23 protein-coding genes and 1 pseudogene are annotated in these 20,526 nt (G+C 37.1%); 12 read left to right on the top strand and 12 right to left on the bottom strand.

From position 1 onward, the window contains the following. Window positions 1–42 precede the first annotated feature (42 nt). A complete protein-coding gene (locus EKM63_RS05820; RefSeq protein WP_125704659.1) occupies window positions 43–432 on the bottom strand; it encodes a DUF2255 family protein in 390 nt (129 codons plus the stop codon). Window positions 433–444: 12 nt separating this feature from the next. After that, complete coding sequence (locus EKM63_RS05815) at window positions 445–1,188, bottom strand: SDR family oxidoreductase (RefSeq protein ID WP_125704657.1); 744 nt, start codon at window positions 1,186–1,188, stop codon at window positions 445–447. A 327-nt stretch (window positions 1,189–1,515) separates the two neighbouring features. On the opposite strand from EKM63_RS05815, the gene mazE reads away from it, so the two are divergent. The 4 genes from mazE to EKM63_RS05795 all read left to right on the top strand — a co-directional run bounded on the left by mazE (window position 1,516) and on the right by EKM63_RS05795 (window position 4,565). After that, a complete protein-coding gene (gene mazE, locus EKM63_RS05810) occupies window positions 1,516–1,755 on the top strand; it encodes a type II toxin-antitoxin system PemI/MazE family antitoxin (protein ID WP_125704655.1) in 240 nt (79 codons plus the stop codon). After that, window positions 1,742–2,116 carry a type II toxin-antitoxin system PemK/MazF family toxin gene (locus tag EKM63_RS05805; RefSeq protein ID WP_125704653.1) on the top strand — a complete coding sequence of 125 codons (375 nt, stop codon included), beginning with the start codon at window positions 1,742–1,744 and terminating at the stop codon, window positions 2,114–2,116. The genes mazE and EKM63_RS05805 overlap by 14 nt, the downstream gene beginning before the upstream one ends. 607 nt (window positions 2,117–2,723) lie before the next feature. After that, window positions 2,724–3,236 (top strand): DUF1440 domain-containing protein, encoded by a 513-nt coding sequence (locus tag EKM63_RS05800; protein WP_125704651.1) that lies wholly within the window; start codon window positions 2,724–2,726, stop codon window positions 3,234–3,236. A 3-nt stretch (window positions 3,237–3,239) separates the two neighbouring features. Continuing rightward, complete coding sequence (locus EKM63_RS05795) at window positions 3,240–4,565, top strand: MFS transporter (protein ID WP_125704649.1); 1,326 nt, start codon at window positions 3,240–3,242, stop codon at window positions 4,563–4,565. Window positions 4,566–4,879: 314 nt separating this feature from the next. Here EKM63_RS05795 and EKM63_RS05790 read toward each other — a convergent pair whose 3' ends face one another. Both EKM63_RS05790 and EKM63_RS05785 read right to left on the bottom strand, forming a co-directional pair. Beyond that, the gene (locus EKM63_RS05790; protein ID WP_125704647.1) at window positions 4,880–5,239 is read right to left on the bottom strand and encodes a hypothetical protein; all 360 of its coding nucleotides are present in this window, start codon (window positions 5,237–5,239) and stop codon (window positions 4,880–4,882) included. A 258-nt stretch (window positions 5,240–5,497) separates the two neighbouring features. Then, the gene (locus tag EKM63_RS05785) at window positions 5,498–6,277 is read right to left on the bottom strand and encodes an SDR family NAD(P)-dependent oxidoreductase (RefSeq protein ID WP_225418264.1); all 780 of its coding nucleotides are present in this window, start codon (window positions 6,275–6,277) and stop codon (window positions 5,498–5,500) included. Between the two features lie 67 nt (window positions 6,278–6,344). Between EKM63_RS05785 and EKM63_RS05780 the strand changes: the two genes are divergently transcribed. After that, window positions 6,345–6,731 carry a MerR family transcriptional regulator gene (locus EKM63_RS05780; RefSeq protein WP_125704645.1) on the top strand — a complete coding sequence of 129 codons (387 nt, stop codon included), beginning with the start codon at window positions 6,345–6,347 and terminating at the stop codon, window positions 6,729–6,731. Between the two features lie 382 nt (window positions 6,732–7,113). Here EKM63_RS05780 and EKM63_RS05775 read toward each other — a convergent pair whose 3' ends face one another. Beyond that, window positions 7,114–7,854: a C40 family peptidase gene (locus EKM63_RS05775; RefSeq protein WP_125704643.1), complete on the bottom strand. Its 741-nt coding sequence runs from the start codon at window positions 7,852–7,854 to the stop codon at window positions 7,114–7,116. Between the two features lie 213 nt (window positions 7,855–8,067). Next, window positions 8,068–8,625 carry an AAA family ATPase gene (locus EKM63_RS05770; RefSeq protein ID WP_191988654.1) on the bottom strand — a complete coding sequence of 186 codons (558 nt, stop codon included), beginning with the start codon at window positions 8,623–8,625 and terminating at the stop codon, window positions 8,068–8,070. A gap of 91 nt (window positions 8,626–8,716) precedes the next feature. Here EKM63_RS05770 and EKM63_RS05765 point away from each other — a divergent pair, with 91 nt between their 5' ends. Then, complete coding sequence (locus EKM63_RS05765) at window positions 8,717–8,926, top strand: DUF2187 family protein (protein WP_125704641.1); 210 nt, start codon at window positions 8,717–8,719, stop codon at window positions 8,924–8,926. 101 nt (window positions 8,927–9,027) lie between these two features. Here the strand turns inward: EKM63_RS05765 and EKM63_RS05760 are convergent, their stop codons facing one another. Beyond that, the gene (locus tag EKM63_RS05760; protein ID WP_125704639.1) at window positions 9,028–9,654 is read right to left on the bottom strand and encodes an LVIS_2131 family protein; all 627 of its coding nucleotides are present in this window, start codon (window positions 9,652–9,654) and stop codon (window positions 9,028–9,030) included. Window positions 9,655–9,914: 260 nt separating this feature from the next. Between EKM63_RS05760 and nrdH the strand changes: the two genes are divergently transcribed. Genes nrdH through nrdF form a run of 4 tightly spaced genes read left to right on the top strand, consistent with a single transcriptional unit; the run spans window position 9,915 to window position 13,695 of the window. Next, entirely contained in the window at window positions 9,915–10,145 is a 231-nt protein-coding gene (gene nrdH / locus EKM63_RS05755) for a glutaredoxin-like protein NrdH (protein WP_125704637.1), read from the top strand. Between the two features lie 3 nt (window positions 10,146–10,148). Continuing rightward, window positions 10,149–10,523: a class Ib ribonucleoside-diphosphate reductase assembly flavoprotein NrdI gene (nrdI, locus tag EKM63_RS05750; RefSeq protein WP_125704635.1), complete on the top strand. Its 375-nt coding sequence runs from the start codon at window positions 10,149–10,151 to the stop codon at window positions 10,521–10,523. Then, a complete protein-coding gene (gene nrdE / locus EKM63_RS05745; RefSeq protein WP_125704926.1) occupies window positions 10,510–12,675 on the top strand; it encodes a class 1b ribonucleoside-diphosphate reductase subunit alpha in 2,166 nt (721 codons plus the stop codon). Before nrdI ends, nrdE begins: the two co-directional genes overlap by 14 nt. A gap of 45 nt (window positions 12,676–12,720) precedes the next feature. Then, window positions 12,721–13,695 carry a class 1b ribonucleoside-diphosphate reductase subunit beta gene (nrdF, locus tag EKM63_RS05740; protein ID WP_125704633.1) on the top strand — a complete coding sequence of 325 codons (975 nt, stop codon included), beginning with the start codon at window positions 12,721–12,723 and terminating at the stop codon, window positions 13,693–13,695. A 306-nt stretch (window positions 13,696–14,001) separates the two neighbouring features. Here the strand turns inward: nrdF and EKM63_RS11285 are convergent, their stop codons facing one another. Continuing rightward, window positions 14,002–14,139 (bottom strand): hypothetical protein, encoded by a 138-nt coding sequence (locus tag EKM63_RS11285; RefSeq protein ID WP_153383538.1) that lies wholly within the window; start codon window positions 14,137–14,139, stop codon window positions 14,002–14,004. Window positions 14,140–14,502: 363 nt separating this feature from the next. Continuing rightward, window positions 14,503–15,141, bottom strand: a complete 639-nt coding sequence (locus EKM63_RS05735) for a hypothetical protein (protein WP_125704631.1) — start codon at window positions 15,139–15,141, stop codon at window positions 14,503–14,505. 810 nt (window positions 15,142–15,951) lie between these two features. Here EKM63_RS05735 and EKM63_RS11595 point away from each other — a divergent pair. Both EKM63_RS11595 and relB read left to right on the top strand, forming a co-directional pair. After that, complete coding sequence (locus EKM63_RS11595) at window positions 15,952–16,035, top strand: putative holin-like toxin (protein WP_225418271.1); 84 nt, start codon at window positions 15,952–15,954, stop codon at window positions 16,033–16,035. Between the two features lie 203 nt (window positions 16,036–16,238). Beyond that, window positions 16,239–16,487, top strand: coding sequence for a type II toxin-antitoxin system RelB family antitoxin (relB, locus tag EKM63_RS11440; protein WP_318530632.1), 249 nt, complete (start codon window positions 16,239–16,241; stop codon window positions 16,485–16,487). Window positions 16,488–16,509: 22 nt separating this feature from the next. Here relB and EKM63_RS05725 read toward each other — a convergent pair whose 3' ends face one another. The 3 genes and pseudogenes from EKM63_RS05725 to EKM63_RS05715 all read right to left on the bottom strand — a co-directional run bounded on the left by EKM63_RS05725 (window position 16,510) and on the right by EKM63_RS05715 (window position 20,511). Then, entirely contained in the window at window positions 16,510–17,430 is a 921-nt protein-coding gene (locus tag EKM63_RS05725) for a sce7725 family protein (protein WP_125704629.1), read from the bottom strand. Further along, window positions 17,427–18,143, bottom strand: coding sequence for a hypothetical protein (locus tag EKM63_RS05720; protein ID WP_125704627.1), 717 nt, complete (start codon window positions 18,141–18,143; stop codon window positions 17,427–17,429). Before EKM63_RS05720 ends, EKM63_RS05725 begins: the two co-directional genes overlap by 4 nt. Beyond that, window positions 18,121–20,511 (bottom strand): annotated as a pseudogene (locus tag EKM63_RS05715) (helicase C-terminal domain-containing protein). Before EKM63_RS05715 ends, EKM63_RS05720 begins: the two are co-directional and overlap by 23 nt. Between the last annotated feature and the right edge of the window lie 15 nt (window positions 20,512–20,526).

The following is a 20,526-nucleotide window of genomic DNA, read 5'->3' as shown; positions in this document are numbered from 1 at the left end:
ATGTTTACCTCAACGTTTTTAAGACAGTTGGCAAGTTTAAATTTATCTTGGGATAATATTTAATGTCGAACTTTTAGGTCTTGCTTGGACCATCGAATCTAAATAAGCACTCCCAGCATATTTCTTACGATATGCAGCATCGACTTTATCATTTAGCTCTGTATCAGCTACCTCTCTAAAACTGATTTCAAAATTCTTACCAGCCAGATACATTCTGCCAGCTCTTTGTTGAACAGCAGAACGATACCATCGAGAATTCTGACCATTCCATGCTCTGACGTACAACTGATCATTCACAACAACTGACCAGATCCACGTTGGTGTTCCATATGTTTTTCCATCGCTATAAAACGGTGAGATTCTCATATCATCTGCGGTTGAAAAATCCTTTAGCTGTTTCAAAGTCCAAACCTCATTATTATTTTTCGTCATAAGATTTCCACATTACCAAGGTTGGTCTGTGGGACCAACGGTAAATTCGTTAACATTTGTATCATCTGGCTGATCGATAGCAAATGCGACAACATTCGCAATACGGTCAGGTCCGATTTCATATTGGTTATAAACTTGTTCCATCCCTTTGGCTGATTCTGGATCGGTGATAGTGTCCAATAATTCTGTCTTGATAGCGGCAGGATAAATCGTTGCTGTTCTGATATGTGAATTTTCCTGAGCGGATTCCATACGGAGAACTTCCATCAAGTCTTTGACTGCCCACTTAGTAGCACCATATACAGCTCCACCAGGATAAGCTTTCAAGCCGGCAACAGATGAAGTTGCAATAACGTGACCTGATTTTTGTTCTTTAAAAGTTGGCAATACAGCGGCAATACCATTTAGCACACCTTTGATATTAACGTCGACCATACGATTCCATTCGTCTGTCTTCAATTCTGAAAGTGGTGAATTTGGCATCAATCCCGCGTTTAAGAAGATGACATCTACTTTGCCAAAAGTACTCTTAGCTTTTTCAACTAAGGCCTTATTGTCGTCTGGATCAACAACATCAGTTACTTGATAGACGGCTTCTCCGCCATCTTGCTCAATTCTATTGACCAATTGTTGCAACTTATCTTCACGACGTGCGCCCAATACTAATTTGGCACCCTTCTTAGCTAAAAGAATTGCTGTTGCGGCACCAATACCACTTGATGCCCCTGTAATTACTACTACCTTATTTTCAATCATATTTAAAATTCCTCTCGTTCACTTAATTTACAAGTATTAGATTAAGTCCATTCTATATATATGTCTAATACCTTATTTTTATATATTTCTATGCTTTTTAAGCATGGTGTAATTGGAAACATACTTCCAAAATTATGGATTTTTTGAATAATTGGAAGTATAGTTCCAAAATTTGGAAATTAAGTGAAAATTGGAAGTATGGTTCCAAAAAAGATTTAAGAATTTTCAGAATAAATTTATTAAATGTACGTAATTTACCTTATACATAACTATGGTATATATCCGTAATTACATGTATAATTACATTAACAATTGGAGGTTAGTCAAATGACAGTTAAAACGAGAAAACAAGGAAATTCTTTGATGATAACTATACCTGCTAGCTTCAATGTTAAGGAAAATGAGGAATACAAGCCTATGATTGATGAAAATGGAATATTATCATTCATCCCTGTACACGAGAATGTATACGAAGCCAACAAAGATTACGATTTTAGATCAGCAATGAAAGAGATGGGTATAGGCGATAATGGTAATCCAATAGGTAAAGAAGATGCTTGGAAATAATAGAACATCCCCAAAGCAAGGTGATCTTATTTGGATAAATTTTGAACCACATGCGGGACACGAGTATGGTGGACACGATCCGAATTCGAACAATATTAGACGTCCTATGCTAGTGATGAGTTCTGATATTTATAATCAGTTGACTGGAATGATTGTCGGTTTTCCTATTACTTCGAAAATTCCCAATAATTATCCAACTGCCATCAAAATTTCTACCAATAAAATATCTGGGTATGCCTTAACAAATAGCGTATTGGGTTACGATTTTGAAGCTAGAAATGGTCAAGTAGTTGATCATGTTAGTAATAGTGTTAAAGTTGCTGGACTAGACGGAATCAAGGATATTTTTAATATTTTTTGATGATAAACATCTCCGTCGACCTTTTTTCGAATATATAAGTCGCACTATGCACCATTCTAATTTATGATCTGACTCTCTAGTTTCTTTTTAACGGAACGTCTGTGTGGAGTTCTCACACAGACATAAGTTGCACTACGCACCAGAGGTGCTTAGTGCAACTAAAAACAAAAGAACACCGATGCCAACGCATGCGGTGTTCTTTTAATTTGGCCCAAAAGATTGCTCGATCGGGCTTACTTGTATATATAGGGGAATATATATTTAGGGGTTAAATAATATTTTTTAGGGGGGAATATTATTTAGTTATATTTATTAGGGATTATTTATATTTAGTAAGTTGTGTAAGTAATTTATGAAAATATCTATCGGGGATATTTAACTTTCAGAAGTCTGTCTCATCTATCACCTCTCTGTTATTTGTCTATGTATAAAGAATACCGCCGAATTATGAACAAATAATTATCTAATTGAGAATAATCTTCATTAAAAGTATGAAGAAATTATGACCGCTTTTTGTAAGAAATTCTTTCCTAGTTTGAAACTTAACGGAAGCATGTATCTGAAGCTTGTTCTATAATGAAGACAAATAGCTTGAGGAGGTATTTTTATGAGACTTAATAGGAAGCAAAAGACTGACCTGAAGGCAGCTGTCATTGCCGGCACTGCTACAGGTGTGGTCTCTGGATTAGTTAAACTTGGCTGGGAAAACGTGCTACCACCACGTACAGCTGAACGTGATTCTACTAATCCTCCACAGAAACTACTACAACAATTTGGTATCCCAGAAAAAGTTACTCATGCTACATATTCTTATTCTGGACATAAATTGCCTTGGGTCAGTTACCTGATGCACTTCGGTTTCTCAACCTCATTCGCAATTATTTATGAAGTTTTGTCACAAAACCGTCCTTATTTAAGAGTCGGCTCTGGCGCAATCTTCGGTTTAGCAATTTGGGTCGCATTCCACATCGGTATCATGCCAATGATGAAAACTGTCCCTGCTGCTGAAGATCAGCCTACTGAAGAACATATTTCTGAAGCACTTGGCCACATTGCTTGGATGTGGACTAACGATATTGTTGGTCGTGAACTTTATCGTCGTTTGACTGCGAAGAAATAGCCAATGAGTAAATGGCGAACTTCTTTAACTGAACGTATTAGTTATGGTTTAAGTGACGCTGCAGATAATTTAGTCTTCCAAATGATGACTACTTATCTGTTGTTTTTCTACACAGATGTTTTTGGTTTGACCGCAAGTGAAGTAGCTATTCTTTTTGTTGTGGCTAGAACTGCGGATGTTTTCGAAAGTTTGATCATCGGTATTATGATCGATCATACTAAATCTCGCTGGGGTAAAAGTCGTCCATTCTTCTTATGGTATGCCTTCCCATATGTGATTTTTGCCATTTTAACTTTCGTAACACCAACATTCTTCCCTCATGCCGGAAAATTAGTCTGGGCATATGTAACTTACCTAGGTTTAGGATTCTTCTACACAGCTGTCAATTTGCCAATCACGTCAATTCTACCAACTATGACTGATAACGAGCAGGAAACCACATTACTCGGTGTCATCAGACAATTCTTCGGTTCATCTGTCCAAATCATCGTTGCCGTTTTTACATTGCCATTAGTTCAACTATTTGGCAGTGGAGACCAACAAAAAGGCTTCTTAGGAACAATTATTCTATTCGGTATAATTTCCCTAGCCTTGATTTTAAACACATTCTTCCACGTCAGAGAGCGTTTCACTGATAAAACAATCAGCCATCAACCACTCAAGAGCGTCTGGAATATGTTAAAACAGAATAAACCCTGGATCGTCATTTCAATCGTCATCTTCTTGTATTGGTTAACGACCTCAATCAAGAATCAGACGACTGTCTACTACTTTAAATATGTTATGAGGGACGAGAACCTAGTTTCGATTGCTAATGGATTTACTTTCACAGCACTTCTCGGTGTTGTAGCAATTTACTTTGTTTCCGCAAAAATCGGTAAAAAGAATACCATGCTGATTGGTATCATTACTGGTTTTATCGGACAAGCAATAATTTCATTCGGTGCTTATACACAGAATTTACCTACCATATTTACAGGTATCTTCGTCAACTCGATCGGTAATGGATTTATCATCGGATTAGTTTCAATTATGATCGCGGACACTATCAGATATGGTACTTCTATGGGTATTCAAGCAGAAGGTGTGCTGGCTTCGACTGATGATTTCGGAGTTAACCTGGGACTTGGACTTGGTGGTTTGATCACTGCTGAATCGCTTAGTGTTGCAGGTTATTCTTCTAATCATGTGCAGACAGCTAGTGCAATATCGGCGATCAATCTCAATTATGCCCTGATTCCTTTGGTTTTGTATGTTGTTATGTTTTTGATTTTGTTGGGTTATAACGAGACTAAGATTACTGAGGCTATTCGCGAAAATACTAACTAGTTTAGTCTATTGTTCACTGCCGCACTTCGGTCAGGTTCCTTCCATGACGTTCGTTGGCGTAGCCAACATTTTAAACTGTTGCGCATGCGCCGAAGGCGACATACGTTCATTCCGCTGCTTGGTCCCCGGCGAACCTTTCCTACGTGCTAGCACTCAATCGTATTTTATTTCAAAACTAAATATCTGTTACAGAACACCATACTGTTGTTGGTTAATTTTTAAACTGCAGCTTTGGTGTTCTTTTTATTTCTTCACAAAACTACGTACTAAAAAAGACATTCAAAATTTGAATGCCTTAATAAGTATTTTAAATATTAATCAAAGTACAAAATATCTCTAGATGCAACCCATTCATTGGTTGACACACGGTAGTACTTTTCACCCTGTACCCACATGTATTCATCTGCGTACCAACCGCTATCATTGGCTAGTCCACGATTAGACATTGTTAGCTTACCGTTGTTATAGTTACGTAGAAATACGACAGAATCGCCACCATCTGAATATACTATAAGAGTTTCAGGGTCTGGAAACTTAGTTCCATCCGGAAAATCTCTGCTTTCTGGTGATGCTTGAACTGTATTAACGTTGCTCATTGCAACAACTGGCGCTACCCCAATACTAAGCATCATAGCAGCTGCTAAAACACCTTTAAAAGTTTTATTAATCTTCATATAAAATACCCCCACAATAAAATGTTTATAAATACGCCTATGTATAATATAAATATATTTATATTTAATATAATAGTATTAATATAATATAAATACAATAATATCTGTGAAGATTTTTCAAGATACTCTCCATATAATAGTTTGAGTAGCATCCTTTGGTGTGACAACAATAGCTGTATCTGTTACCTATTAAGAAGTAGCAGCAAAAAAAAGTGGATCATTCTGACCCACTCTTCCTTTTCTACCTATATGTAGTTATTACCAAGCAACTTTTCCATGTGTATTGCTGAATGTAGCTGTGTCTTTATTATCAAAATCAGTTGCCAATTCGACTGTTCTTGCTACTCCGAAATCAACTGGCTTTCCACCCATGGCTGATACTTGTTCTGGTGTGGCTCCACCGAACTCGGTTGCAACTATTCCTGGGTCGATCGCGTTAACTGTAATTGGCAAGTTTTCTCTCTTAAATTCTTTTGCTAACTGAACTGTGTACATATTTGCAGCTGCTTTTGATGATTGATATCCTACTGCAACTGCGTTGTATACTTCTGATTCTGGATTAAGAGCTTCTGTTTTCGAGCCCATCATACTGGAAACGTTGATGATTTTTGCATTACTACTCTTCTTTAATAGTGGAATCATATTTTCTGTAACGCTGATCAGTCCAAAGTAATTCACTTCGAAATCTTTTCTTACATCATCTAAATTGATCTCTGATGGTTTTTGACGGAAATCAAATACTGCTCCTGCATTGTTGATCAAGCTTGTTAAATAGCCATATTTGTCTTCGATTGTTTTTGCTGCTTTAACTACAGATTCTGGATTATTTACGTCTAGTTCAACGACACCAGCTTGGATTCCTTCATCTACTAACTTTTTAACAGCTTCTTGTCCTTTTGAAAGATTACGTGATCCTAAAATGACAGTTTGTCCTGCTTTAGCTAATTCTCTGACAATCTCCAATCCCATTCCTCGATTGCCACCTGTTACTAGTGTAATAGTCTTTTCGTTCATATTTTTACGTCCCTTCTCATTCAATATTGAACATCCTAGCACGCTAGTGTTACACTAGCGCAAGCGAATATTTAAAAAAAGGTGAATAAATATGTACACAATTAAAGAAGTCTCTGTAAAATTCGATGTTACTTATGATACTTTGCGATATTACGAACAGATTGAATTATTACCACCAATTGGACGTAACAGTCAGGGACAACGAGAATACTCTGACAGTGATATTGAAGAACTCAATAAAGTCATGCACCTTAGAAAACTAGGAGCAACTATCACAGAATGTAAGGATTTTATGACTCTTTTAGGAAATGGCAAAATGGATGCCAAAGATTACGACAACGGAATTGAATTTTTACATCAACTTGATATAAACCTGGATAAACGTATCTCTGAGATCCAAGAGCAGAAGGAATTCCTGCAAAGAAAAACGGATCATCTGGAATCAGAGAAGAACAAACTTAAGAATCTACAAAAGTAAAACTCTCCCAAAACATTTTGGGAGAGTTTTTTTGTAATCTGAACCAAATAAAAAGAGACCTACCAGAAGTATTCTCGAACTTCTAGCAAGTCTCCTTAAGGTAAGATTCTCGTCTCTTACCCTTCCTCATCATAATGAAACACAAGCCGAATTTTATTCAGCTGAACTTATTAAACTGGGTGTCCACACATAGGGCATCTCAATAAGTAGTACTACCAACTAAAAAAGGCTGGTAGGCAACAAATGTTGCTCTATTATCTTATCATAACGAATATGTTTTGCAGCAATTATTACGGTATTTTTGACAATAAAAAAGACACGATCCAACGTCGTGTCTTTTACGGGTAGTATTTAATTTTATATGTTTCGTATTCGCTTTATATTAGTTTACGTGAACGGCGAATGAAGGCATGAAGTAACCAGAGATGTTTGAAACTTTAACTGATTGTCCTGGTTGAGGAGCAGCGATATATTGGTTGTTACCTAAGTAGATACCAACGTGATATGTTGAACCTGAGTTACCCCAGAATAATAGGTCTCCAGCTGAAGCAGCTTGTACTGATTCTTTTGTACCGGCTGATTCTTGAGCTACTGTGTATGAACCAATGTTCTTACCTGTAACTTGTGAATATACGTATGATGTGAAACCTGAGCAGTCGAAACCACTTGGTGTTTTACCACCCCATACATAAGGTGTACCGATAAATGATTTAGCAGTGTTGATCAAGCCTTCTGTAACTGATGAAGCTGAAGGAGCTTGTGTAGCTGCTTGTGTAGCTGCTTGTGTAGCTGAAGGATCTGTTGTAACGTCAGCACCCTTAACCCATTCGTTGTTAGCAACGGCGTACCACATGTTACCGGCATCGTCTTTTGCTGCACCAACTACGGCCCAGTCTGTACCAGATGCAAGTGAACGACCAACTTCTTTGGCGTTGTTGTCTGCAGCTGTGTATAACTTGATATCTGAGTTAGCACGTACAACTGAAGGTACGTTTTCTGTAACGATTGTAGAAGCATCTGCTGTATTAGCGTTGTCAGCTAATGTAGAGATACCAAAACCTGTAACTGCTAATGAAGCAGCAGCTGTAAATGTAACAAGACTTCTTTTTACTGATTTATTCAAAATTAAATTTCCCCCGTAAATGGTTGTTTTTTTTTAATGTTTTAAATTTCATAAATTAAATTACTTTTATCACTCAACGAGGACTACTATACACTCTGAATGTTTCATAATTGTTACAAGAGTTGTATAAGAATGTTACACTTTGAAAAACAAAAAAATAAATACACACAATTGGCTCAACCGTGGTATTTACTCTGTAAAAATTATGTAATTTTATTTTAATTTTATTTCTTCTATTACTCGATCAACGCACTCTTTAGTCTTTTTTATGTCTTTGTTAACAATTTCATAATAATTTCTTTGAAATTCCTTAGGAACTTCTCGATCACGTTGATTCTCTTGGCTTTTGATTCTTTGTTCCAAACGAGCTTTTTCATCCCCACGCAACTTCAATCGTTCAGCCACAGCATCTAAATCTGCTTTCATAAATATAATAATTGCAGAATCACCGTATTTTTCTTGATAGGCTATTGCCCCTTTTGTATCCACTACAATTGAAACGATGTCTGCAACATCCCAAGATTTCTGTAATCCCTCTTCAGACGATCCATATTTATGTCCACTGTATTCGACTCTTTCAAGATAGTGATTATGTTCAAACGTTTCATCAGTTTCAAAATAATAATCTACGCAATTAGCCTCTCCATCACGAGGCAATCTGGTCGTGTGTGTCAAAACTTGTGGAATATTATATTTTTCTTTTAAATAGCGGCTGATTGTTGTCTTACCAGTACCACTAGCACCAGTTATCACTATGACTTTTTTATTCATGATTATCATCCTATTACTTTTGGTTTGAAAAAATCTTTCTACTATATTATGATACTAGTCTGTTAAGTAAATAACTCTAGGGAGTTTGGATATGAAAATAGAAGACGTAAAAATTGGCGAAACATACGACTGTAAAGTCGAAGAAGATATGGATTATGCATTCCAAGGCAAGGTTGAAAAAGTCTACGAACATTCAGCACTTGTTGAAATAACTAAGAATGATCCAAAAGACGACTCAAACAAAATGGAACTAAACAACAAAATCGTTGTTAGTGCTAAGAAAATGACTAAAGCTAAGTAAATTATTCGGAAACTCAGGGGGCTAAACCAAATTGGTTTAGCCCCCTCTTTTGTTGTTGTCTTGTATTATACGAGAAAACTGCTACAAGACAAGTATATTGTTTACTTATCTACTTGAATGAATGATCTGTCAGGAACACGGAGAACACGGTATTCTGATGCAAATCTACCTGCCTTCAAACCAAGACCATTAATGAAGTTATTTTTATATTTTGCTTCAGCTGTAATTACATAAGCGTACTGATATTTTTGATCCATCTTCTTGATTTTCTTCATTGGCCAATCTAAACGAACGCCTGAGACGTTAAATGGTAACGAAGCATCTTGAACTGATGAATCACGGCTGGAAACACTGTATTGCGAATTGTTCAACCAATATTGGTAAACGTTAGTCGACTTGTTGGAATTCTCTTTGTCGATTTTAACGTAGTATCCTTGGCCATCAGAAGTCGTTTGAACGATCATTGGTTCAAACTTATATGAGACGTTGACTTCATTTTTATCATTCAAATTCACACGAGTAAATAAAGTTGTGTATAACATCCCACTAACGGCAGCTATAACAACTAGTATCTCGATAACGTCAACAGCAATTGTTTTCCAAGTTATTTTCTTTCGATCTTCAACTAAAATCTTTAGATGACGATTTCTAATATTAAATACGACGAGAAATAGTAAAACGATGATTATGATCCAAGCAAGTATTCCGATAAAATTCCATGCACTCATTTTTTTCTCCCCTAAAATCTTATGTTTAATATATTACTGGATTGCTATAATTATTGATATGCTAATTTTAACACGAGTGCCCCATTTTTATTAAATTCAAATTTTTTATATCTCGATAAATGGCGACCTACCGCATTTTGACACACCTTATACGGTAGCAAAAATACCACCGACCACAATATATAGTATAAATGTAGTTACTTTTCATTTTAATTGTTTTATACTAGTCTTTGAATCATTCAATAAAGGGGTTAAGCACTATGAACAACGTAATCGTATATAGCAAGAATAATTGCATGCAATGTAAAATGACAAAGAGATACTTAAAAGAACATAACGTCCAATTTGAAGAACGTAATATCAATCAACAACCACAATATCTTGATATGCTTAAGCAACAAGGATACCAAAGTGTTCCTGTTGTTATGCCTGCAGACAGTGATCCAATCGTCGGATTTCGTCCAGATAGCTTGAAAGGTCTTGTCGGTTAATATATGACCGACATCGCTTTTTACTCAATTACAGGCCAGACGATTCGTTTTATGAATAAAACTGGTTTAGAAGGATACCAAATAAATGATGCCGATCCGTTCCACAAAATGGGTCGGTCTTTTATTCTCATCGTTCCTTCATATGACGATGATATGATGGATTCTGTGATTGATTTTCTACAATATGAAGATAATGCAAAAAATTGTGTCGGCGTAGCAGGCGGCGGCAATCGCAATTTCAATACATTATATAATCACACAGCACGCGACATTGCTAAGGGATTAAATGTACCTGTTGTGTTTGAATTCGAGTTCAATGGAACCGATAAAGATGTAAAAAACTTTAAGAAGGTCGTGAGTGAAGTTGGGGCTAAATAACCTAGACGTAACAAATGTAAGTTATTTCAAATTGAATAACGAGATCAACATTCCAGTTGATGACAAGATTCCATTAAACAAAGATCAAGAAGCCATTAAGGCTTTTTTTGATGAAAACGTTAATCCTAATACTAAGAAATTCGATACATTCAAAGATCACATCGACTTTATGATCGATGGCGACTTTATCGAAAAAGAAGTAGTGGACGAATATCCATTTGATTTCATCGAAAGTTTATATAACTACTTATTGGATCAACATTTCAAATTCAAATCATTCATGGCAGCATACAAGTTTTTCAACCAATACGTTATCAAAACTAACGATGGTGACTTGTACCTCGAAAACTATGAAATGAGAATTCTTTTTAACGCACTATTATTCGCACATGGTGACCAAGATCTAGCTAAGTCACTTGCTACAGAAATGATTGCTCAACGTTATCAACCAGCTACTCCATCATTCTTGAATGCCGGTAGAAAACGTCGTGGTGAATACGTATCTTGTTTCCTATTACAAGTTACTGATGATATGAACAGTATTGGACGTACTGTCAACAGTGCCCTCCAATTGTCACGTATCGGTGGTGGTGTAGGTATTACACTCTCAAACTTGCGTGAATCTGGCTCACCTATCAAAGGAATCGACAACTCATCATCTGGTGTTCTTCCAGTTATGAAATTGCTCGAGGACAGTTTTAGTTACAGTAACCAACTTGGTCAAAGACAAGGTGCCGGTGCTGTCTACTTGAACGTTTTCCATCCTGATATCATTGACTTCCTATCTGCTAAGAAAGAAAATGCTGATGAAAAAGTTCGTGTTAAGACTTTATCATTAGGCGTTATCGTACCTGATAAGTATTACGAATTAGTTCGTGAAGACAAAGATATGTACTTATTCAGCCCTTATTCAGTTGAACGTGTCTACGGCGTGCCTTTCTCATATGTTGATATTACAAAAGAGTATGACAACATGGTCAAAGACGACCGTATCAAGAAATACAAGATCGAAGCACGTGAGCTTGAAGATGAAATCAGTAAGTTACAACAAGAATCTGGTTATCCATATGTCTTGAACATTGATACTGTTAACCGCGACAATCCTATCGACGGTAAAGTTATCATGAGTAACTTATGTACTGAGATCCAACAAGTTCAAACACCTTCAGAAATCAACGACGCCCAAGAATACGTAAAAATGGGTACAGATGTTAGTTGTAATCTTGGTTCAACAAACATTCTTAACATGATGCAAAGCCCTGACTTTGGACGTTCAATTCGTTCAATGACACGTGCTCTTACTTATGTCAGTGACGCCTCAAATATCGTTGCTGTTCCTTCAGTCGCACATGGTAACAAGTTGAGCCATTCAGTTGGTCTCGGTGCTATGGGACTTCACACTTATTTAGCAAGCAAGCACATCGAATATGGCTCACCAGAGTCAATCGAGTTTACAGGAATTTACTTCTTGCTTCTTAACTACTGGACATTATTCGAAAGTAACAAGATTGCTCAAGATAAAGGTGAAACATTCTACAATTTCGAAAAATCTGCTTACGCTGATGGATCATACTTCGACAAATACCTTAATAAAGATTTCGCTCCTAAATTGAACCGTGTTAAGGAATTATTCGATGGTATCGACATCCCTACAAAAGCTGATTGGGAAGAACTAAAGAAGAACATCCAAAAATACGGTCTTTACAATGAATACCGCTTGGCTGTTGCACCAACAGGTTCAATCTCATACGTAAATAACACAAGTGCTAGTTTGCAGCCTATCACACGTCTTGTTGAAGAACGTCAAGAAAAGAAAAATGGTAAGTTATACTTCCCAGCTCCACTTCTAAGTAATGACACAATTGGCTACTACAAGTCAGCTTACGACACAGATATGCGTAAAGTTATCGATATCTACGCTGCCGCTCAAAAGCACGTTGACCAAGGTATGAGTTTAACACTGTTCGTTCGTTCAGAAATTCCTGAAGGAATCTACGAATGGAAGACAGATCCTAAACAAACAACACGTGACCTAAGTATTTTGCGTAACTACGCTTATTACCAAGGAATCAAGTCACTTTATTATGTAAGAACATTTACAGAAAATAATGATGAAATCGGAAGTAACGAGTGCGAAAGCTGCTCAATTTAAGGTAAAATATATTAGATTTAAATAGTTATACAGAGGAGAACTGACATGGTTGATACATATTATAAGGCCATCAATTGGAATAAAATTGAGGACCAAGTTGATAAGGCTACCTGGGAAAAACTTACTTCCCAATTTTGGCTAGATACACGTATTCCACTTTCAAATGATATTGATGACTGGCGTACATTGAGCGACACAGAACATACACTAGTCGGACACGTTTTCGGTGGATTGACTTTGCTTGATACACTTCAATCTCAAGATGGTATTGAAGAAATCAGAAAAGACATTCGTACTCAAGCTGAAACAGCTGTTTTCAACAATATTCAATTCATGGAATCAGTTCACGCTAAGAGTTATTCATCTATCTTCAGTACGTTGAATACCGCTGAAGAAATCGAAGAAATTTTCGAATGGACAGATCACAACGAGTTCCTCCAGAAAAAAGCTGAATACATCAACGAAATTTACAAAAACGGTACCGGCTTAGAGAAAAAAGTAGCCAGTGTCTTCTTGGAAACATTCTTGTTCTATTCAGGTTTCTATACACCACTTTATTATCTTGGTAACAACAAGCTTGCTAACGTTGCTGAAATCATCAAATTGATCATCCGTGACGAATCAGTTCATGGAACTTATATTGGATACAAATTCCAATTGGGTTACAACGAGCTTTCTGAAGAGGAACAAAGCAAGATGCAAGACTGGATGTATGACTTGTTGTACAAGCTTTATGACAATGAGGAAAAATACACTCATACTTTGTATGATGATATTGGCTGGACTGATGAAGTCCTTGTCTTCCTTAGATACAACGCTAACAAGGCCCTTATGAACCTTGGTCAAAGTCCTCTATTCCCTGATGGTAACGCTGAGGATGTTAATCCGATCGTTATGAACGGAGTTTCAACCGGTACGTCTAACCATGACTTCTTTTCACAGGTTGGTAATGGTTATTTGATGGGTAAGGTTGAGGCTATGAAGGATAATGATTATGATATTGGTCGTGAGAAGAAGTAAGTAGATAGATAGTAATATTCTTCCCGTTCTACGTCCCGGTTCGGCGGGGGCTGGCTTCCTCGAAGCTTGTTGGCGTAGCCAACATTTTCAACGGTTGCGCATGCGCCGAAGGCGACATACGTTCATTCACGGCTGAGCCCCCGGCGAACCGGGCCTACGAACTAGATTGTTCCATAACCATATTTTTGGGGTTTTGGTATGAGGTTCACTTTGGACATCATTAATAATAAATATTTGAAGCCAGCAAAATACCCACTCGCTTAATCGCTTGTGGGTATTTTGCTGGCTTCAGTTAAGAATATTTTCTTAATTGCCATTTAATATTTTGTTCAACGCCTCTATATTGTTTGCTGATGGTAATCTAATTTTTCCTGAAAGGTCGTCTTCGACTTCTTTCACTGAATCAAGAATGTTTTGATTTGGTTTCTTTAATTCATTTTCCATGGGATCACCTCGTATCTAGTATACTTCCGCCATATCTCAAAAACTTGTAATTGTAAATAATTAACCTGATTCTGCAATTATTTACTTAAATACGGAAAGTTCTCTGATTTTTAAGTTTAATTTATGACTCCAATTGCATAATGAACTTGTTCAAAAGAAGGAGGAACAAATTAATATGATTATTTTAAACTCATTACGTGCAGGTGTTTCTACTGGTATTCATACAGCCGCTAACGATGTTAACGCTGTTGGTCAATTGTTCGATAGCGTCACACGCTTCTAATAGAATTTAGTAACCTTAATCAAGTATTTCATTTATAACCTTTCCCCTGGTTTGAGCTGGTCCTTATGGATCAGCTTTTTTTATTCAATTGTGAATTTACCTGAACTTTGTAGTACTGAATAGTACACATTATTTCCTATCTGTAATAAGTAATCTGTTCGTTTAAAGTCTCGATTATCCAAACGAATTCTATAGTGTATGTGCTTGACGTTTATTATTTTCCACGTTGTTCCCGCTTGTAGCGGAACTATATTGTAATTTCTTCCACTTCCCCATATGAAATTATTGTAAGCCTCTCCCTCACCGAACTCATTCATTTTTAATACTGATGTACCATCTGGATTTACGATGGTTATATCACTATCTTTAACAAACCCGTTTGTAGAAACTCGGAAGTATTGTGTAAAAGCTGATGAATTACTACTATTTGAATTCTGAGTAAAAATTTTATCGGTGTGCCAAGCAGTCTTCGGAGCCAAATGTATGGTTTCATATGGCTTACCATTTGAATCATAAATTGTCGTTAGTGCATTCTTTGTATAGACCGTGCTGATTCCCGCATAATTTGGTTCACGAATATTTGAATCATAAGGAACTATTTCCGTATAATCTGGCGCCATTTTATCAACTATCGTCATCGTAGCTGCACTCACTGTTGTTGTTTCCTCCAATGTAACCAGAGCTACAGCAGCAACTGCTAACATCATCCATTTTTTCATCGTGATTTCTCCCCCCTGTGTATCCTATGTAGAGTATATCAAGAATATAATATTCTCGTCATAATTATTCATATCATCTTCATAAATTGACTACATTATTTTAAGCTCCACCTAAGCTCCAGAAGCAATAATGTAAGACATAGAAAGGAGGTTGGTAGTTACATGAATAACTTCTCAAACGATTTTCACAACGCTGTTAACACAGCGGTACGACACGATGGTAAAGCTGATTTAGCTATTGATCCATTGTTCAATAACATTCAAAAATTACACTAATAAAAAACATTAAACTTATAAAAAATACAATTAAAGAAGGATATCGATTATGAAACAAAATTCCACTAAAACTAATATGAATGCAGAGTCATCTAAATCATATACTTCTGCATCAATCGCATTAATCAAAGAATCAAAATATTTCAAAAACTAAAATTTAAACGACAAGAAGGATACTACTATGAATAACTTCCCAAATGATTTCCAACACACATTGAACGAGGCAGTTAAACCTCAACCACAAAATGGACAACCTCCATTGGATCAAAAGTTAATTAGACATTTTAAATAGTTAGTCGAAAGTTCAGCCAATTGGTTGGACTTTTTTTGTGAAATTATATTGAAATAAATAAAAAATCATCTAATTTATAATAAATTAGATGATTAATTAGTCGTCTTATTCCCTTGTGGGAGTAATATCGACGTATATATATGCTATGATGATTTGGTAGCAAGTTTAGACGGTGGCTAACTTTCACAAAATGAGGGTGATGCCAATGGTTAATAATAGCAAGTGTTGCCTGGAAAGGAAACATGAGTGTGTATGACTCTCTGATGTTGATGATTGCTTTCTCAACATTGGTAGTACTAATACTTACCTTTAAACAAAAGAAATGACCGTCTAGCTTTGGCGAGTTTCCGGTCATTAGTGTATCTGTTTCAAGCCACCGTCTAACGGGCTACGAGGGGAATACCTTAATTGGTGTTCCTCTTTTTGTTACAACCCAAGTATAACAGCATGATATATTAGTGCAATAGAAAATGGCTCTATTTTTCCACTTGTGGATTTGTGCATATATGGACTACTATCAACTTAATCAATCGAATGGGAGAACAGTATAATAGCAAACATTTATGTTCATGTTTCTAAGGATGAAAAAGCTTGGTTACAACACATGGCTACGCTTTATAATACTTCAATATCCGATCTCTTATTAACTTATTCAATTGAAGAGCTCGAAGATTCCTATGACTCTATAGTTGGAGAACTGGCTCACAAAGAATACATTAACTCAGGCAAAAAGACTGTTTCGATGACTAAAGTCATCAAAAAATTTGGAAATGATTAGTCAGCATAAATCCGCAATGGACCTATGCTTTTTTTATTTCAAACAATCGATGCATTAGTTGAAAATGGTGGCGCATTGAGAGTTTCTTTACTATGCCTAATCCTGGGAATTTATCATGGTTGGCGTATTCTATCAACTCTCTTAACGCTGGTGTGTCGTTCAATCCTCGAATATTATTGGGCGCCCATTTTGCCAATTTATTGATTGCCTCGAAAAATTTATCTTTCTGGCCACTCATTTTCTCATTGCTGTCGGAAACGAAATGATGAATTCTCAGGCTGCCATCTTCGGTTGCATAAATTACGTGTAGGGCAATGGCTCTGGATGGCATTCCTTTATCAAAGTAATAGCTGCCGACCATCGAATAATCGCCGAATCCTTGGTAATTATCATTTTGGCGGTACCAGTTAGCCCCTTCGAAAAACTCATCCTCTATGTCCGCATAATCTTCAACATGTGGCACAAAAGTTAATGGATCAGTCAGGGAAATTGCCTTGTCGCCGACTAATTCGTGAATTCGAGCTTCTTCCGGAATCAGAACCCCACTGACCTTTTTCAAAATTCTTGTCTTCTCATATGCTTTTAAAATCTGATAATTTTTAGCTATCAATAAAGTCTTTTGATTCGTTGCCGTTTCTACAAACTCGGTGCTGAAATCAGGCGCCAATATCGCTGTTGGATAAAAGAATGGAATAGTTGTTAAATCCGGTAATGGATATAGTTTTGTGTCGTTCAATCCGTAGACACTAACTTGTGGGTTCGCTACTACGCTAAATGGTTGCTCATGTTCAATCAGTGTCTTTACAGTCTGTTGCAACTCTTTAGAATCACGGACCGGCTCGATTATTGGTACAATATCTGGTCCTAAATCGCCTGCTTCAACTGATTCTTTCAGGGCTAACAAGTCATACATTCGTCCACGCAAATAGGGATAGTAGGTCATACTTTTCCCTCCAAATTTGGCTGGGTCAATGCATCATATCTCAACTTCAACTCCTGGTACTCAGCGTTTCTGGCATCCAACTCTTCTTGCAACGCCGTTACGGCATCACTTTCAGTATCATCAATAAAGTGGTCATACAAATTATGATCTGGATTGTAAACATCATAACCGGTCTTTGCACGCTTCTTTAACTCTTTGAAGAGCTTGTCATCTGAATATAACTGTAGGCCTTTTTCGACACGTTTTGCTTTATCAACTTCACGAAACAAAGAAGCCACGAAATGACTAGTCAGCCCCTTTTCATCGACTTGTAAGCCTTGATACTGGGCCTTTTTTGCTACTGTCAAAAATCCTGGTGCCCGCAATGTTTGCGGTGCGAGATCAACTGCCTTCTTATCAAATGCACGGTAAATAAGCACTCCAATATGACTTGGAATCTCATCCTCAACTTCTTCAAATAATTTCTGCGTTAAAACAAAATAATTATAATTACCAATAAATGACAACTTGGCTTTTGAGTGAAAATCATTCTTTGTGACCTTAAGCTCATAACAGCGCCACTCTATTTGTCCATCAGGAAGCTGTTGATAACTCAGAGTATCAACGATACCTTTCTTATCTGGCATCGATACTTCCTCGACCACATAAGCACCTTGTTCATAACAATATTGATAAAGTGTACTTTCTAAATTACGAGTCAGTTTTGTTTTCATCTGATTTCGTCTCCATTTGATTCCAAAAATCGTTAATTGTACTAGTTAATCTGTCTAGGGAAGGTATCCTCTGATAATTTCTCCAATGCGGTGGGAATAATTGCGTATACCGGTAGCTGGCAAATCGTTGATCTAACAGTAAAATCACCCCAACATCGTGGCTACTTCTGATCAATCTTCCGGCAGCCTGCAGGACATTATTCATCCCTGGCAATTGATAAGCATAAGCAAATCCTTGACCATTATTTTCATCATAATAACCACGGATAAGATTGTTTTCTTCACTCAGCCCAGGTAATCCTACACTAATAATTGCGACACCAATCAGGCGGTTTCCACGTAAGTCGATTCCTTCTGAGAATATCCCACCTAACACACAAAATCCGACTAATGTCTCATCAGGATCTTCATGAAATTGTTCCAAGAATTCCGTCCTGGCAACTGCGTCCATTGAAGTTTCCTGCGTTACTGTTTTGATATCAGGATATTTAGCTTCAAACGCTGATTTAACTTGTCTTAAATATCCATATGATGGGAAGAAAAATAGATAATTTCCAGTTTTTGCCTCAATCAAAGAATGTAGGCTAGCAACTATATTAGGTTCACTGTTAGCACGCTGCGCATAGGTCGTTCTGATATATTGAGTCACCAAAATATCTTGGTTTTCTGGTGGGAATGGTGATGGCAATTGATAAGCCAAACTGTTATCTTCCCCACCCAATACGTTCTGATAGTAATTCATTGGTGATAAAGTAGCGGAGAACAATACAGCACCGCTCCCTAACTGAAGTGATTGATTGAGAAAGTTGCTGGGATCCAGGCACAATTCTTTCACGACAACAGTTGGACCATCGAGCACGATTCTCGTTTTGTAAGTCTTATCGTAGAAACCACCAATTTTTACGAAAGTCAGAGTTTCAAAAAAATAGTCTCTCGTTGCTGTCAAAAAGTCTGATGGCTTCTGCTGTTGCATCCAATCAGTCATAAAATCGTTAAATTTCGACATAGCCTTCAATAAATCATCAGGCGATTCATCCGAAATCTCGTCGACTTTATTCTCATCCATCATGTTACTTTTGATACTGTTATAAACTTTTCTAACTTTCTTCAATTGCTTTTGGAAATCATCAGCTGCTTTAGTATGTTGTTCTTGCGCTTGCTTCAGTAAATCCTTAATAGGCAGGTTGCTAGCAGTCGCTGAATACATGTCTCGTGAACGACTAACTAGGTTGTGAACTTCATCAATCAAGAAAAAGTTATCTGGATCTTCTTCAGTAAAGAATCGTTGTAAATATACAAGTGGATCGAATAAGTAGTTATAATCACAGACGATAACATCACAAAATAACGAAGTATCCAGAGAAAACTCAAATGGATCCACCATATGTTTTCGAGCATATTTTTCAATCACAGCGCGGGTAATTATATCCTCATGCTGCAACAAATCGTTCAAAGCAGGCTTCAAGCGGTCATAGTAACCGACCATAAATGGATTCTCTTCCGGCAACAAATCCCTTTCTTCCGGAAAACGAATCTGGTCCTTGGCAGTTAAAGTAATGCACTTGATACGGAGACCGTCTTTAGCCATCATTTCGACAGTTTCCTCTGCAACGTGGCGAGTACTCTGCTTGGCAGTCAGATAGAATAACCGCTCAATACGGTCTTCACCCATTGCCTTAATAGCAGGGAACAGAGTCGAAATAGTTTTACCCGTTCCAGTTGGAGCTTCAACAAATAAACGTTTCTTCAGGCAAATTGTTTTATAAACGGCACCTGCCATCTCATGTTGACCAGTCCGAAATTCAGGAAACGGAAATGGCAATTCAGAAATCGAGTCATTACGGAGATTACGCAAATCAGAACGCAACTTGAGCCAGTATTCATACTCATCAATTAAGCTTTGAAAGAATTCTTCCAGTTCATCACGAGTAAAACTTTTCTCAGTCGTAGTAGCTTTGGCAGTCGTAACTTGGAAATAAGTCAGCTGCAATTTAACACTATCGAACTTTACTTCATCCTAAAGCAACAAGTAGCCGTATACCTTGACCTGACCCCAATACAGCTCCATCGTGTTGTCAGAAATATCCTTGAACTCCTGATCAGAAGTTTTTATTTCTTCAATAATAGCTTCATCATCATTGACTTGAATTCCATCAGCACGGCCAGATATCAGATAATCTTGGCCGTTCATAGAAACTTCTTTTTTCAGATAAACTTCACTCTCATAATCGACTGGACGGCTTTTTTGAAGTTGCCGATGAATCCTGGCACCCTCAAGAGCAGTATTTTGACTATTTTTGCTTTCATTCAAATCGCCGCTACGCAAAACAAATTCGACCAATTGTCGAATCCCAATTTTAGTCGCCATACTGTCGCCTCCTTC

Source organism: Companilactobacillus mishanensis, assembly GCF_003946505.1.
Lineage (GTDB): Bacteria > Bacillota > Bacilli > Lactobacillales > Lactobacillaceae > Companilactobacillus > Companilactobacillus mishanensis.
This window is presented reverse-complemented; position numbering and strand designations above follow the sequence as displayed.